The organism is uncultured Campylobacter sp., from assembly GCF_937997465.1.
Lineage (GTDB): Bacteria > Campylobacterota > Campylobacteria > Campylobacterales > Campylobacteraceae > Campylobacter_A.
This window is the reverse complement of sequence record NZ_CALKTQ010000276.1, coordinates 1-13,054: the sequence shown is the minus strand read 5'-3', so window position 1 is coordinate 13,054 and position 13,054 is coordinate 1. Positions and strand designations below refer to the sequence as shown.

The window sequence follows — 13,054 nt, the reverse complement described above, 5'->3', positions numbered from 1 at the left end:
ACTTTTTGCTAAAAACAGAATAAAGTAAAAATTTATACGCATTCTTAAACTTGCCCAAAATAACGTATGAGATGATGCTAGCCTGTGTTTTCAGCATCTGATCTAATTGTGATTGCACATTTAAAAAAGCTCGGCAAGCTGCGTTTTGACGGCGTATAGACAAGTCGCGTCATTATTAAAGAAGCTTCGTCTTTTGTATTTTTGCATGATGGCGCTTTGAGCTCGCAAGAGCTTGGTTATATCCTTGATATTTTTTGTAGCAACTTGGAGTTTTTGATTTGCTGCCGTGCTTATGCCGTTTTTCTCACTTTTTAGCGATATCTGTAGTAGGATCTGCGAGAGATAGGCGCTGACGTTAGCATAGTAATCCTCGTTGTCAAAAACAGCCGAAAAATATCCGCTAACCTTTGTCCCTCGCTCTTTGACCGCGCTTGCTAGAGCGCTAAACTGCGCGGTGCTCATGACCGCTTCTTGCGGCTTGATATCCATTTTTTCAAGCTCGATAGGCTTGTTTTTTGGGTATTTATACCGCCAAGGACGAGATTATCTCATATCTGTCCTCGCTGAAGTTTATGTACTAACTCGTCGTAGCTGATATCTGCACCTGCCAAAATTTGCCCCAGAAACTTGCCTGAAGCCTCCATGCCGCCATCTTTTTCGGCCTCAAGTAGCTGCTTATATACGCCTTCGATAAATTTGACGCCATCCGGGTTTGGCTTGCGGCGGACGGAGTAGTAGCCAATGATCTCGCCGTTGGCGTCTAGCGAAGCCGTAATGTTAGCAAATACCCAGTAAAAGCCGCCGTCAAAGCTCTTGTTTTTAACGAACGCAAAAATCTCCTGCTTTGCCTTGATGCGTTCCCATAGAAGCTTAAACACGATGCGCGGCATATCGGGGTGCCTGATGATGTTGTGCGGCTTGTACAAAAGCTGCTCTTGCGTCGCGCCGACGATCTTTAAAAACGGCTGATTGCAGTAGGTTATCCTGCCCTTTAGATCGGTTTTTGATACGATAAAATCTTCTTCTTTTACGAAGTATTCTTTATTCTCGTTCACTTTGTACCTTAAATTTTTCGGCAATTATAACCAAATATTACACAAATGTAGCTTACTAGCCTTTTTAAATGAGCATAGCAAGCGTCTTTTAGGTTAAATTTGACGCCGTAAATTTAAGGGTAGGGCGAGCGGATTTTGCTATGCAGATTTGAGTGAGATTTTGAAAAAACTCGGCGGCAAATTTAACTCCGTCGCCGAGCCAAAAATAAAATTTAAGCCCAAAAAAAGCTTAAATTTAGATCGCTTTTAGCAAGATTTTAGTTAGCTTTTTGCTAAACGCCGACGGATCGTCGATAGCGACGCCTTCGTTTAGCTTGGCCATATCTAAAAGCAGCTCGGCCGCGTCATAGATCATAGCTTCGTTTTGAGATAGCTTTTCAAAGAGCTCGTGCTTTGGATTTATTTCCAGTATCGGCAAAATTTTACCGGCACTATGCCCCATCTGCTTTAGCATCATCTGCGTGGCGTAGTCCGGATCATTTTTATCATAGACTATGACGGCGGCGCTTTCGCTTAGGCGCGAGCTTAGCTTCACGTCCTTGACCTCGTCTTTTAGTATCTCTTTCATCTTGGTTAGCAGTGCGGCGAATTTGCCCTCGTCGGCTTCGCTTTTTTCCGGTTTGATTTCGGCGTCGATATCGGTGTGGTTTACCGCTTTTATCGGTGTTTTGTCATAGTCTTGCACCATCGGCATGACGATAGAGTCTATCTCCTCGTCCATGATGAGCACTTCGATTCCTTCAGCCTTAAAGCTCTCTAAAAGCGGCGAATTTCTTAGCATAGTTTCGTTGTTTCCGCTGATATAGTAGATCGATTTTTGTCCGTCTTTCATCGCCTCTTTGTACTCTTTTAGGCTGATTAGTCCCTCGCGCTTGCTTGATTTAAAGAGACAAAGGTCTAAAATTTGCTCCTTTTCGCTGCTAAATCCGTAAAGTCCCTCTTTGATCACCTTGCCGAATATTTTATAAAATTTGATATATTTTTCTCTATCTTTTTCTTTTAGCTTGGCTAGTTCGCTCAGGATTTTCTTGACGCTTTGCTCCCTTACGCTACGCATTATGCTGTTTTCTTGCAGGATTTCGCGGCTGACGTTTAGCGGCAGATCCTCAACGTCGATTATGCCGCGGACGAATCTAAGATAAGGCGGCAACATCTCTTTGGCGTCGTCGCTGATAAATACGCTTTTGACGTAAAGTTTCACGCCGCTTTGATAATCCACGCGAAATAGATCAAACGGCTCGCTGGCCGGCACGAAAAATAGGGTAGTGTACTCGATCTTGCCCTCGGCTTTGGTATGCACGTAAAGTAGTGGATCCTCGCTATCGTGCGAAATTTGCTTATAAAAGTCGTTGTAGTCGGCGTCTTTTAGCGCGCTTTTGCTCATTTTCCAAAGCGCCGAGGCCTTATTTATCTGCACGTTTTTTGTCTCGTACGAGCCCTCTTTTTCGCCATCTTTAGGCGCTACGTACTCTTCTTTGTCCGCAAATATCGGATACGGAATGTGGTTGGAGTATTTTTTGACGATGTTTTCTATGCGGTAGGACTCGGTAAACTCGTCATCTTTTAGATAAAGCGTGATCGAGGTGCCGTGGCTATCTTTTTGCGCGGGCGAGATTTCGTAGGTTTTAGCGTCCGAACTCCACATAAAGGCCTCTTCGCCAAGTGCCTTTTTACTCACGACTTCAATCTTATCCGCAACCATAAATGCCGAATAAAACCCGACGCCAAACTGCCCGATGAGCGCGCTATCTTTTTTAGCTTGGCCGCTTAGCTTGTCCAAAAAGCCCTTCGTACCGCTTCTAGCGATGGTGCCGAGGTTGTTTATCAGCTCGTTTTTATCCATGCCGATGCCGTTATCGCTGATCGTTAGCGTCTTTTTATCTTTGTCTATTTTAATATCGATTCGCGGGGAGTAGCTTAGATTTTTGTAAGCATCATCCGTGAGGCAGAGGTAGTTTAGCTTATCCAGTGCGTCGCTTGCGTTTGAGATTAGCTCGCGCAAAAATATCTCTTTGTTTGAGTAAAGCGAGTGTATCATCAAATTTAACAGCTCGTTTACCTCGGTCTGAAATTCAAATTTTTCGCTCATTTTTTCGTCCTTTGTTTTTAAAATTTTTTAGCAGATTATAGCACAAAGTGCTAAGAATATCTTTAAACTTGATACGATTACTATCAACTAATCTAAAATTTCTTTCTCAAATTTGACTCGCGGTAAAAGGTTAAAATTAGTCAAATTTGGGATTTGGATTTTTAAATTTTAACGCTCGGTTTTTAAAAGCGACTAAAATTTAAGCTTCAAAAACTCCGTCGCGCCGTAAATTTTCGCCTTGGTTCTTAAAAACTCGCACTCGTCCGCCAGCTTGCAAAGTCCGTTTTACAGTAAAAACTCTATCGCCATAGCGTTATCAAGCGCCAAATTCGTCTCTATAAAAAATCTAAGCCCGCCTTTGTTGAGTTTTTTTAAGCTTTTAAATTTTAAAAACTCCTCGAAATATCTCATTTTCTAGCGGTAAAATTCCATAAATTTCGCGCTTTTTCCGAACTGCACCACCTTTAAATTTACGGCCTCGCCCGACTTAAAAACAACGCCATTTTTGTAGGCAAACGAGCGCAAATCCAGCGCAATTTGCCAAGGTATCTCGCTCACGTCAGCGTTCTCATGCTAAGCAGCTCTTTAAAAAGCCAAAAGCCGTCCGCGCCGTAAATGCAGCTTAAAACAAACTTATCATTTGCGTCCGCTCCGTGCCTAACCAGGAGCTTTACGAGACGGATGACGTCCGCTTCGCTAAGATTGGACTTTTGTCCTGAGGGAAGCGGCATAGTAGTAAAGCGGAGTTGCAAATAGGGCTAGCAACGATGGTTTTGTAGCTTAGATCGGGCTTAAATTCAAGCGCTTTTTCTATCCGCTTAAAGTCGATTTCGTCGGCACTGTGCATCTTGGCATTAAAGATAAAAGGCGTAAAAAGGCGGTCGCAATACTCGCCCGTTTCATCGTTTACACGGTACGGGTTTTGCCGCCAAAAGTCTAAAATTTGATCCAACCCTGAGTCTATTTGCTTACTCGTAGTATTTTCGTCGTAGAAAATCCTAAAATCAGGTACGGATTTTAGCTACTCGCAAACCTCAACCACTTCATCTTACTCTAGCGCAAAAAGCGGCACAAATAAAAAGAAGTAGGGCGAGTGGCAAAAATAGTAAAGAAATTTTCATCATCCATCCTTAAATTTACATACGCTGTGGTAAAATTTGAGTTTAGATCCAGCAGTCTAAATTTGAAGCGGCAAATTTAACTAGGGCCGTCTTGTTTAAATTTGCCCTTAAATCTAGCTTCATGTCGCTCGCTGCGTTATGCTATTTGACTTCGTTTATTAGCTTTTGACTCTCTTTTGCGTCATAGTGCGCCGCCTGTTTTTTGAGACTTTCGCAAGAAGTTTGTAAATTTTCTTGCTTGCAAACGCCGTTATTTAGCAGCAACTTAACCATATCCTCACTATCTAAGACCGCAGCTAGTTTTGTAAAAACTTCCAGCTCTTTAGCCTCAAATTCGCTAAGTGGCTTAAATTTTAGAAGCTCCTCTAGATAGCGCATTTTATCTCGGTAAAACTCGGTAAATTTTGCGGTTTTCGTAAATTGCCTTATTTTGGGATCAAGAGGGGTGTTTGCGATCGGCGGGGCGCCGTTTTGACCCATAAAGATAGCTATCCCACCAGCCACGCAAAGCATCACATCTTTGTCGCCGTGCGTGCCTTTGCTAAGAAGGTGACTAAAAATCTCAAACGTTTCGGCATTGCAAGCCGTGCGCAAAAGCTCGGGCAAGCCGATATCCGCACCGTTTGCCACGAGTAGGTCGATGAGGCGTATCGACTCTTTTTGATCGAATTTATATTTGCCGTCAGGGTTTATGCCAAGTGCAATAACCGCGTCAATAGGCGTGAAAATCATAAATTTGTAGTTAAGACCTGGTTTAAATTTGAGTACTTTTTTATACGTCCAAAGTCAAATTTGCCCGTTTTTATGATTTTTACATTATAGATAAAGAGTGAAAAAAGATGGTCGTTAAATTCGCCAAATTCATCATTTACGCGGTGCGGGTTTTGCGATAAAAAATCTAAAATTTGATCGAGCCCAGCGTCTATTTGTTTGCTTGTAGCATTTTCATCGAAAAAGATCTCAAGGTCTGGCTCAGACAAATTTGAAGCAAATAAAATTTGAGTTAAAATCATAAATATAACGGCGAACTTTTTCATAAATCCTCCTAAATTTACGGCTTTTACGAGGCGACAAATTTAGCTTGCGGGCTTAAAACACAAATTCGTTCGCGGTAAATTTGACTCAATTTCAGGTTAAATTTACGCACTAGGCAAATTTGCGGTAAAAACAGGCGTTTTAAACCGCCGCTTTTTGCCTCTCGCTATCTAGCGTTTCTTGCATTTTAGCTCTTGCGTTTTCTAGCCACTCGGGCTCGGTGGTATCGATGAGATCTAGGCAGATGATTTTGATTTTGCCGTTTTTAAAGCTAAAATTTTTCACATCCAAGATGTCCGAACCCGTGATCACGATGGGCTGGATTTTTAGATTTAGCTTGTCGGCGATGATTTTCGCACCGCCTTTAAACGGCAAAAGCTCCCTTGAGTGCGAGCGCGTTCCCTCGGGGAAAATCGCCAGCACGCGCCCCTTTTCGACGCGGTCTTGTGCGTCTTTTACGAGCTTGATGAGAGAGCGTTTATTTTCGCGCTCGACCGAGATCATTTGTGGCACATGAATGATTTGACCGATGACTGGTAGATCGGCGATCTCTTTTTTGGCGATCCAGCAGAGATTTTTAGGATAGACTTCCTCTAAAACGACGATATCTAGCATGCTTTGGTGGTTCATAATGATCATATTCGCGCACTCGTCAAATTTGCCGACGACTTCGAGCGAATAAAAGCCAAAAAGCCGCTGGCTCCTACCCCAAATTTTTCTCACGCCGTGAATGTGCTTTTTAAAAAGCCACATGAAAAACACGACCAAAAGTATGCTGATTAGAAACTCGACCGCGAAATACGAGGCCTTTATCCTAGAAAATATCATCTTTTTTCACCCAGCCTATCTTGCCGTCGTCTAGCAAAATTTTGACGTAGTCCTCGCGTTCGCCGAGGATCTCGATCTTTTCCTCCGCTTTTGAGGTATAAAATACGCTCGAGTTTTGCGTAGGCAAAATTTTTACGTTTATGTTTTGCCTTAGCGTCGCGCCGCCAAACGGGTTGTAGCTATAAAGGATATAGGCTCCAAGGCCGACCACGACGACGAGAAATATTGCGTCGCGCTTAAACAAAAACGTGATCAAGAAAATACCGAAAAGCGCGTAAACTCCGATATTTTTGTAAATTTCAAATTTGCTTTGTTTTGGATTTAGTCCGATTTGCGTGCTGATCTCGTCATCCTCGACGATGACCGGGAGCGAAAAGCTCACGAAATCTTTTTTAGCCAGGCTAAAGTAGTTAAAATCGATCGAGGTTTTTTCAGGCGAAAATATCGCGAAATAATATCCGCTTTGCGCGTCAAATTCGCCGCTCGTGGAGTCCACGCCTTGCTTGATGATGTCCTTGTCCTCGATGAAAAAGTCCGCGATGTTGCCTTTTTGTGCGTTTACTTCGACGATCATGATGAGATTTTTATCGTCGAATTTATTGGTTTTATATTTTTTGACTTCGAGATTTTGAGCAACGACGTGGTTGTATTTCTCGCCGCTTTTTAGCGCTACGATTTTTGGCAGCGAAAGCGTCAAATTTGCCGTCTGGAAAAACTCGCCGTTACGCTTTAAATTTACAGTGATTTTGGGATTTTGCACGGCCTCGGCGGAGGCCTCGGCGTAAATTTGAGCCTTGTAAACCCCTTTGCCATCGTTATCCCAGCGCAAATTTGAGCTTAGCCATTTTAGGTTTTCGGTTTCTGGCAAGATAGTTTGCAGATCAACGGCGATGTTATCCTGGATATCAACCGAGAGCGTAAAGCTAAAAATTTGCCCGACGTAGACTTGCTTTGGCGCGTTTAAAGCCTTGATGATGATGTCGTTTGGCTGCACGCGCTCGTAGAGCTGGCTGTCTTTTAAATTTAGCTCTGGCTCGTTGGTGGGTGCGATATTTTGCGGGATAGGTTGACGTAGATGCGTACCGCCTTGGTTGCTTGAGGCTTGGCTTTGCGCTACGGGAGCTCTATTTTGCGTAGCCGTACTTTGCGTCTGGCTTGGAGTTCTATTTTGTGCACTTGGTGCTTTGTTTTGTAAATTTGGCTTTTGCGCGGGCGTTTGGGGAGCAGACTTGATTACTTTTTGACTTTGCTCGTCGCCCATCATGTCAAACACACTAGGCTCGGTCGCCGTGCAAGCTAAAACAAATATAGTAAAAAAGGCTAAAAAGGGCTTTAGCAAACTAGCCCTTTTAGCATCTTTAGTCCATCATCCGTACCTAAAAATTTCTCGCAGGCGCGCTCGGGGTGAGGCATGAGGCCGAATATCTTTTTATTTTTATCGCAAATTCCGGCTACCTCGTCGACCGAGCCGTTTGGATTTAGCTCTGCGCCGTTTGCGTCGCAGTATTTTAGCAGTACCTGATCGTTGTCGTAGAGGCCTTTTAGCGTCGCCTCGTCGGCGTAAAAGTTTCCCTCGCCGTGAGCGATCGGGATGTTTACGATCTCGCCGACGCTCAAATTTGATAGAAATTTATTTGCGTTTGAAACCACTTTTAGATAGTGGTATTTTGAGATGAAGCTTAAATTTTCGTTTCGTCTCATCGCGCCCGCGAGTAGTTTTAGCTCGCACAGCATCTGAAAGCCGTTGCAAATGCCAAGCACGTATCCGCCTTTTTGCGCATGTTTTACGACTGCACTCATCGCCGGGCTAAATTTAGCGATAGCCGCCGTGCGTAGGTAGTCGCCGTAGCTAAATCCGCCCGGAAGTACGATAAGATCGGCATTTATCTCGCTTTCTTTGTGCCAGATTATCTGCGTCTGGCAACCCAAAAGCTCAAAAGCGTACTTTGTATCTTGCTCGCAGTTCGTGCCTGGAAACAAAACGATGGCGACTTTCATTTTGCGCTCTCGCATTTATCGTTCAAATTTATCTCGTAGTCATCAATGACGGTGTTTGCGAGCAGTTCTTCGCACATTTTGGTGAGCTCCTTGCGCGCTTCGTCTTTGCTTGCGGCACTTATATCCAGCACGATTTGTTTGCCTATTCGTACGCCGCTTACGTTATTAAATCCAAGCGAGCCGAGCGCGTGCTCGACTGCCTTTCCTTGCGGGTCTAAAACGCCATTTTTTAGGGATACGTTGATGATAGCTTTCATTTTAAACCTTAGATAAAATTCTTTTTAAAACTTCTTCGTAGGCGACTTTTACGCTGCCAAGATCCTGACGGAATCTGTCTTTATCGAGCTTTTCGTTCGTAGTAGCGTCCCAAAAGCGGCAGCTATCGGGGCTAATTTCGTCTGCTAGCAGGATATTTCCGTCTTTATCGACGCCAAATTCGACTTTAAAATCGACTAATTTTAAGTTTCTGTCTGCGAAAAATTTAAACAAGATAGCGTTTATCTCGCGACCCATATGTTTTAGCCTATCAAGGTCGTTTTCGCTCTTAACTAAGCCCATGATTAGACAGTGTTCGTCATTTACGAGCGGATCGTGTAGGTCATCGTTTTTGTAGTAAAACTCTACCAATGGAAACGACAAAACCGTGCCTTCTTTTATCGCAAGGCGCTTTGTTAGCGAACCGGTTGCGATATTTCTCACGACCACTTCAAGCGGGATGATTTCACATTTTTTCACGAGCTGTTCGGTGTCGCTTAGGGTTTCGACCAGGTGGGTCGGGATACCTTTTTCTTTTAAAAGATGAAAAAGCTGCGTCGAAATTTTATTATTTAACGCGCCTTTGCCCGCTTCATTGCCTCTTTTTTGCGCATCAAAGGCGGTTAAGTCGTCTTTAAATTCCGCTATTAGCAAGTTCGCATCGTCTGTTGCGAACATCTTTTTTCCCTTGCCCTCGTAGATCAGCTCTTTTTTTTGCATTTTTGCACTCCTTATTTTAGCTGTAAAATTTTGATCGCGTCAATCGCCGATTTTAGTTGTATATCGTCGTTTACGTTAGCCTCGGTTATTATAGTCTTATTGTCCGTGATTTTCGTAGCGTTTTTGTCGCTATTTGCGTCTATTTTACTTAGTTCGTTGGTTAGGTGTTTTTTTAGTTCGCTCTCTTTTATAGAAAAGGCATTTTCATCCTGCTGAGGCACTTTGCCAGGAAATACGATAATATCAGGCTCAACGCCTGTTGCTTGGATAGTGCGGCCGCTAGGCAGGTAGTAGCGCGCGATAGTTAGGCGGATGGCCTCTTTGTCGTCCACTGGAAGGATGATCTGCACGCTGCCTTTACCGAACGTCTTTTCGCCGATAACGACGGCGCGTTTGTGGTCTTGTAGCGATCCGCTCACGATCTCGCTCGCGCTCGCGCTTCCGCCGTTAACTAGCACCGCAAGCGGTAAATTTGTGATTTTATTTGCTCTTGCGGCTTTAAATTCGCTATTTTCACTCTCGTTTCTGCCCTTTTGAGATACGATCACACCGCTATCTATAAACAAATTCGTTAGTCCAACCGCTTGGTTTAAAAGTCCGCCCGGGTTGTTGCGAAGGTCAAGGATGATGCCTTCCGCTTTTGGATACTTTTTGATAAATTCCTCGGCCTTTTCGGTTACGTGCTTATCAAAATTCGTCACGCGAAGATAGAGGATGTTGTCTTTTTCGATCATCTTTGCGTAAACGGACTCGACCGAGATAATGTCGCGCACGAGCTTCACGTCAAACGGCTTTTGCTCGCCTTTTCGCACGATAGTTATCGTGATAGGCGTCTTTGGTTTGCCGCGCATTTTATTAACAGCTTCGTCTATAGTAGTGCCTAGAGTCGCGTTTCCGTCGATGCGAAGGATGATGTCGCCGCTTTTTATGCCGGCTTTATCGGCAGGCGTATTTTCGATAGGCGAGATGACCGTTAGCGCGCCGTCTTTCATACCGACAGTGATGCCTAGGCCGCCAAATTCGCCGTTTGTCTGTACCTGCATATCTTTAAACGCCTTTTCGTTTAAAAATCCGGAATGCGCGTCAAGGTTATTTAAAAGCCCCTCTATGGCTTTATCCACGATCTCTTTAAACTGTAAATCATCAACATAATATTTTTCGATAGTAGAAATGGTTTTTGTAAGTTTAGAGAGCGATTGCAGTTTAGAATTCGATCCGTCCTCGGTGGCTTTAGCATTTAAATTTGCGCTAAAAACCGCTCCGAATATCATAGCGCCCGCAACGCTTGAAAACAAAAACGTCTTTTTTTTATTCAAAGTTAATCTCCTGCCTTTTGAGTGGGGGTATTTTAGTTAAATTTGCCTAAAAATAGGATAAAAGATTTAATAAAATTTAATTTTATTTTGTAAGTGTTTATATTAAATAACTTAGATAACTTGACAATAATCGACTAAAGTTATATAATACGCCCATTATAAACTAAAGGAGAAAAAATGGCGAATTTAGGCGAAAATTTAACCGCACAAATGCAAGAGCTGGTAGAAAAGGGAGTCGCGCTAGCGATACACGCGAAAAATCCGCAAACCTTTCCGCTTCATTTGCTTTGGGCGCTAGCCGCAGATAGTAGCTCGCTACTAAACCAAGTCTTTAACAAAATGAACGTCAGCGAGGACGCGGTGGAACTTGAAGTAAAAAGCAAAGCCGCACAGCTACCGACAAGCTCAAACGTCAGCAAGGAAAACGTGCAAATTTCAAGAGAGCTCATAAACTCTCTTGAAAGTGCAAAAGCTCTGATGGTGAGCCTAGGGGATAGCTATATCGCGGTAGATACGTGGATTATCTCGGCGCTTGAGTTGCCTGAAATTAAACAAATTTTAGGCAAATTTACAGATGTTTTAGAAATCCGCAAAAATTTGGAAAGCATTAGAGCAGGGCGCAAGATAGACAGCCAAACCGGCGACGAGACGCTAGATAGTTTGGAGAAATACGGCATCGATCTAACTGCAAAGGCGCTAAATAAGGAGCTCGATCCTGTCATCGGGCGCGATGAAGAGATCACGCGCATGATGCAAATTTTAATAAGAAAGAGCAAGAATAATCCTATTTTATTAGGCGAGCCTGGCGTGGGTAAAACCGCTATCGTCGAGGGCCTCGCGCAAAAAATCGTGGCAAAAGACGTGCCTACTAGCCTAGCAAACAAACGCGTAATCGCGCTTGATATGAGCGCGTTGATCGCGGGCGCGAAGTACCGCGGCGAGTTTGAAGATAGGTTAAAAGCCGTCATAAACGAAGTAAAAAGCGCCGGAAATATCATCCTTTTTATCGACGAGATCCACACTATCGTGGGCGCGGGAGCTAGCGAAGGCAGTATGGACGCGGCAAATATCCTAAAACCCGCGCTTGCCAGAGGCGAACTGCATGCCGTAGGCGCAACGACGCTAAAAGAGTACCGCAAGTATTTTGAAAAGGACGCCGCGCTGCAACGCCGCTTTCAGCCTATCGACGTAAAAGAGCCTAGCGTAAACGAAGCGCTTCAAATTTTACGCGGTATAAAAGAGCGCCTCGAGGTGCACCACGGCGTGACGATCACCGATAGCGCGCTGGTTGCGGCGGCAAAGCTAAGCGACCGCTATATCTCAAACCGCTTTTTGCCCGACAAAGCGATCGATCTCATCGACGAGGCCGCAGCCGAGCTCAAAATGCAGATAGAAAGCGAGCCGTACGAACTAGCCCGTATCAAACGCGAGATCGTGACGCTGCAAGTCGAAAAAGAGGCGCTAAAAATGGAAGACGAAGCTAAAAACGCGGCGCGTCTAAGCGAAATAGAAAAGCAAATCGCCGATCTAAACGAACAAAAGCACGCCCTTGACGGTAAATTTGAAAACGAAAAGGCGGTTTTTGGCGGCATATCAAAAGCAAAAAAAGAGATCGATAGTCTAAAAAGCGAGGCCGAGATAGCGCGTAGAAACGGCGATCTGCAGCGCGCGGCCGAGATCGAGTACGGCAAAATTTTAGAAGCGGCCAATCGCCAAAAAGAACTCGAAAAAAAATGGGACGAGATGAAAAAAGGCGGCGTGCTACTAAAAAATCAGGTCGATGAGGAGCTGGTGGCCGAAATACTAAGCAAATGGACTGGAATTTCAGTCAGCAAAATGCTAACTAGCGAAAAGCAAAAATATCTGATGATCGAGGAGCATTTACGCGAAAGCGTCGTCGGTCAGGATGCCGCGCTGCACGCATTGGCAAGAGCTATCAAGCGAAACAAAGCGGGCCTAAACGAGGGCGCGCGTCCGATCGGATCGTTTTTGTTTTTGGGGCCTACGGGCGTGGGTAAAACGCAGTCAGCGAAGGCTTTGGCTAAATTTTTATTTGACGACGAGCGCGCGCTCATACGCTTTGATATGAGCGAATACATGGAAAAGCACAGCGTCTCTCGCCTGCTCGGAGCGCCTCCTGGATACGTGGGTTACGACGAAGGCGGACAGCTAACCGAAGCCGTGCGCAGACGCCCGTATAGCGTCATACTTTTTGACGAGATCGAAAAGGCTCACAAGGACGTGTTTAACGTGCTTTTAGGCATCCTAGACGACGGGCGGGCGACTGATAATAAGGGCGTGACGGTCGATTTTAAAAACACGATCATCATCCTCACGTCAAATATCGCGTCAAATTTCATCATGGATCTAAAAGGCGAGGAGCGCGAGCAAGCGGTCAAAAACGAGCTTAAAAACTACTTTAAACCCGAGTTTTTAAACCGCCTCGACGACACGATAATCTTTAACCCGCTTGATGAAGACGGGCTAATAAAAATCGTAGATATAATGTTTAAAGAGCTTGAAAAAACGCTGCAAAATCGCGGTATAAAAGCAAGCCTAAGCGAGGAGGCAAAGAAATTTATCGCAGGTGCGGGCTTTGACATCGTTTACGGCGCTAGACCGCTTCGCCGCGCACTC

General features: G+C 44.4%; 15 protein-coding genes. 1 reads left to right on the top strand and 14 read right to left on the bottom strand.

All coding sequences use genetic code 11. The annotated features are described in order from the left end of the window. Window positions 1-120: 120 nt before the first annotated feature. The 14 genes from Q0546_RS09160 to Q0546_RS09095 all read right to left on the bottom strand — a co-directional run bounded on the left by Q0546_RS09160 (window position 121) and on the right by Q0546_RS09095 (window position 10,417). Window positions 121-489 (bottom strand): hypothetical protein, encoded by a 369-nt coding sequence (locus Q0546_RS09160; protein ID WP_298792408.1) that lies wholly within the window; start codon window positions 487-489, stop codon window positions 121-123. 59 nt (window positions 490-548) lie between these two features. Beyond that, on the bottom strand, window positions 549-1,055 hold the full coding sequence (locus tag Q0546_RS09155; RefSeq protein ID WP_298792406.1) for a PAS domain-containing protein: 507 nt from the start codon (window positions 1,053-1,055) through the stop codon (window positions 549-551). A 235-nt stretch (window positions 1,056-1,290) separates the two neighbouring features. Further along, a complete protein-coding gene (gene htpG, locus Q0546_RS09150) occupies window positions 1,291-3,144 on the bottom strand; it encodes a molecular chaperone HtpG (protein WP_298792405.1) in 1,854 nt (617 codons plus the stop codon). Between the two features lie 285 nt (window positions 3,145-3,429). Next, window positions 3,430-3,555 carry a hypothetical protein gene (locus Q0546_RS09145; protein ID WP_298792403.1) on the bottom strand — a complete coding sequence of 42 codons (126 nt, stop codon included), beginning with the start codon at window positions 3,553-3,555 and terminating at the stop codon, window positions 3,430-3,432. A gap of 3 nt (window positions 3,556-3,558) precedes the next feature. Next, a complete protein-coding gene (locus tag Q0546_RS09140) occupies window positions 3,559-3,702 on the bottom strand; it encodes a hypothetical protein (RefSeq protein ID WP_298792401.1) in 144 nt (47 codons plus the stop codon). Next, a complete protein-coding gene (locus Q0546_RS09135; RefSeq protein WP_298792399.1) occupies window positions 3,699-3,875 on the bottom strand; it encodes a hypothetical protein in 177 nt (58 codons plus the stop codon). The genes Q0546_RS09140 and Q0546_RS09135 overlap by 4 nt, the downstream gene beginning before the upstream one ends. 531 nt (window positions 3,876-4,406) lie before the next feature. Continuing rightward, the gene (locus Q0546_RS09130) at window positions 4,407-4,997 is read right to left on the bottom strand and encodes a hypothetical protein (protein WP_298792397.1); all 591 of its coding nucleotides are present in this window, start codon (window positions 4,995-4,997) and stop codon (window positions 4,407-4,409) included. Beyond that, complete coding sequence (locus Q0546_RS09125) at window positions 4,994-5,302, bottom strand: hypothetical protein (protein WP_298792395.1); 309 nt, start codon at window positions 5,300-5,302, stop codon at window positions 4,994-4,996. The genes Q0546_RS09130 and Q0546_RS09125 overlap by 4 nt, the downstream gene beginning before the upstream one ends. 139 nt (window positions 5,303-5,441) lie before the next feature. After that, window positions 5,442-6,128: a lysophospholipid acyltransferase family protein gene (locus Q0546_RS09120; protein WP_298792393.1), complete on the bottom strand. Its 687-nt coding sequence runs from the start codon at window positions 6,126-6,128 to the stop codon at window positions 5,442-5,444. Continuing rightward, window positions 6,115-7,467: an SH3 domain-containing protein gene (locus Q0546_RS09115; RefSeq protein ID WP_298792391.1), complete on the bottom strand. Its 1,353-nt coding sequence runs from the start codon at window positions 7,465-7,467 to the stop codon at window positions 6,115-6,117. Before Q0546_RS09115 ends, Q0546_RS09120 begins: the two co-directional genes overlap by 14 nt. Next, entirely contained in the window at window positions 7,461-8,126 is a 666-nt protein-coding gene (gene purQ, locus Q0546_RS09110; protein WP_298056810.1) for a phosphoribosylformylglycinamidine synthase subunit PurQ, read from the bottom strand. Before purQ ends, Q0546_RS09115 begins: the two co-directional genes overlap by 7 nt. Continuing rightward, window positions 8,123-8,383, bottom strand: coding sequence for a phosphoribosylformylglycinamidine synthase subunit PurS (gene purS, locus Q0546_RS09105; protein WP_298792389.1), 261 nt, complete (start codon window positions 8,381-8,383; stop codon window positions 8,123-8,125). Before purS ends, purQ begins: the two co-directional genes overlap by 4 nt. Before the next feature lies 1 nt (window position 8,384). Beyond that, window positions 8,385-9,101 (bottom strand): phosphoribosylaminoimidazolesuccinocarboxamide synthase, encoded by a 717-nt coding sequence (gene purC, locus Q0546_RS09100; RefSeq protein WP_002947778.1) that lies wholly within the window; start codon window positions 9,099-9,101, stop codon window positions 8,385-8,387. Between the two features lie 11 nt (window positions 9,102-9,112). Next, entirely contained in the window at window positions 9,113-10,417 is a 1,305-nt protein-coding gene (locus tag Q0546_RS09095) for a S41 family peptidase (RefSeq protein WP_298056815.1), read from the bottom strand. Window positions 10,418-10,594: 177 nt separating this feature from the next. Between Q0546_RS09095 and Q0546_RS09090 the strand changes: the two genes are divergently transcribed. Continuing rightward, the coding region (locus tag Q0546_RS09090; RefSeq protein WP_298792385.1) for an AAA family ATPase at window positions 10,595-13,054 on the top strand (2,460 nt) is incomplete at its 3' end.